Below are 2,409 nucleotides of genomic sequence, written 5' to 3'. Positions count from 1 at the left end.
TTGAAGCAATTTCTTGGGTAAACCAAAATGTTAACACTAGCACCAATAATTTAGAGGAGGTAGAATTTTAATGAATATCATTGAATTTTTTAATCATTTACGCAAGTTAGATATTAACCTGTTTTTGGAAGGAGGACGCCTCCGCTGCAAGGCTCCTGAAGGGATTCTTACACCTGCTCTCAAGTCAGAAATTAGCGATCGCAAAGCAGAAATTATCTCGTTTTTGCAACAAGCTAATCTTCAAGCTAAAACCACTGCGATTGCTCCGATCTCCAGAACAGAAAACAATACATTTCCTCTTTCCTTTACTCAAGAGGGACTTTGGTTCCTCTACAAACTACAACCTAATAGCCCCTTCTATAATATTCCTCTGAACTTGCATTTTAGCGGTCAACTCGATATTGTTGCTTTAGAGTCAAGCTTGCAATTATTGATCGCTAGTCATGAAATCTTACGCACTAACTTTATTACTGTTGATGGAAAACCTGCTCAAGTCATAAATGCGACTAGAGATTTTACTTTACCAATCGTTGATTTGCGTTCTTTGTCAGCTAGTCAACGAGATTTAGAGTGTCAGAAATTAGCTTCTCTTGCCATTAGCCATATATTTAATCTGGCTGAAGATTCTTTAATAAGGGCAGAATTAGTTCAGCTTACCCTAACAGAAAATATTTTACTGCTAACAATCCACCACATTATCTTTGATGGTTGGTCTGTCAATATTTTTATTCAGGAAGTTACGACTATTTACTCAGCTTTGGTTGAACCAGGTAAACCCCATTTACCTGAAATCAATCTTCAATATGTAGATTTTGCTGTATGGCAGAAGCAGTGGTTACAGGGAGAAGTTTTAGAATCTCAACTTGCTTACTGGCAACGAAAACTAACAGGAATGCCAGCCTTGTTGGAATTACCAACAGATCGTCCCCGACCTGCCGTACAATCCTTTCGCGGAGAAACCCTATTCTTTACGATTGAGCCAGACATTAGTGAAGCCCTCGTAAATTTGAGTCAGCAGCAAGGAGTTACACTCTTTATCTTACTTCTTACTGCATTTAAAGTATTGCTCTATCGCTACACTAATCAACCCGATATTGTGGTTGGATCTCCATCTGCGAACCGCCAAAACCCTCAAAATCAGGGAATGATCGGATTTTTTGTGAATACTTTAGTGCTACGCACAGATTTATCAAATAATCCAACCTTCCTGGAGTTATTACAACAGGTTAAAAAAGTTGTCTTAGAAGCTTACGAGCATCAAGAGTTACCATTTGATAAGCTAGTCGGAGCATTACATCCAGATCGGAATTTAAGCTATTCACCTTTATTTCAAATAGATTTTTCCTTAGAAAATGAGACTACTTCTGCCATTAAGCTCAAAGATTTAATAATTAACATATCTAATCCTGAAACAAATCATACAGCTAAATTTGATTTAAGCTTATCGTTTCAAAAGACCGAGCGAGGATTAATAGGAGGATTTGAATATAGTACAGACTTATTTGATGCTACAACTATAGCCAGAATGATAGAGCATTTGCAAACGGTGTTGGCTGGTATTGTAGCGAATCCAGAACAAAAGCTATCGGATTTACCTATTTTAACGGTGATTGAGAAACACCAATTATTACTGGAGTGGAATCAAACCCAAAAAAACTATCCTCAGAATCTCTGTATTCATCAATTATTTGAAGCACAAGCAGAACAAACGCCAGATGCCATAGCAGTAATCTTTAAGGATCAGCAACTAACCTATCGTGAACTAAACACCAAGGCTAACCAATTAGCACACCAATTACAAGCATTGGGGGTAAAACCAGAAACACTGGTGGCTATCTGCGTCGAACGTTCCCTGGAGATGGTAGTAGGACTCTTAGGTATCCTCAAAGCAGGTGGTGCTTATGTCCCCATAGACCCAAACTATCCGTCTGAACGCTTGTCTTTCATGCTGGAAGATTCTTCTGTACCAGTACTGCTTACTCAGTTGAAGCTAGTCGAGAAACTTCCCTCACATTCTGCGCGTGTTGTCTACTTTGATAAAGATTGGGAAGAAATTGCTTTTCATAGTCAGGAGAACCCTAGCAGCAGCGTAACGCCTGATAACCTAGCTTATGTTATCTACACATCAGGGTCTACAGGCAAACCCAAAGGGGTTTTAATTGAACACAGGTCGCTAGTCAATTACATAACAAATGCGATCGGTGAATATGGGATAGACAATTGCGATCGCATTCTCCAATTCTCCTCAATTAGTTTTGATGCTAGTGCCGAAGAAATCTATACCAGCCTGACTACGGGTGCAACGCTGGTCTTGCGTACCGATTCCATGCTCGACTCAATTGAGAGATTTCTGCAAGATTGCTCTAATTGGAACTTAACCATCCTGGCACTACCAACAGCTTATTGGCA

The 2,409-nt window shown here is 39.4% G+C and carries 1 protein-coding gene; it reads left to right on the top strand.

All coding sequences use genetic code 11. The features are described from left to right. Window positions 1-70: 70 nt before the first annotated feature. The coding region (locus QUA00_RS36535; RefSeq protein WP_333413468.1) for a condensation domain-containing protein at window positions 71-2,409 on the top strand (2,339 nt) is incomplete at its 3' end.

This window comes from Microcoleus sp. T2B6, assembly GCF_036700475.1.
Taxonomy (GTDB): Bacteria; Cyanobacteriota; Cyanobacteriia; order Cyanobacteriales; family Microcoleaceae; genus Microcoleus.
The sequence above is the reverse complement of the archived record's forward strand: the minus strand, read 5'-3'. Positions and strand labels throughout refer to the sequence as shown.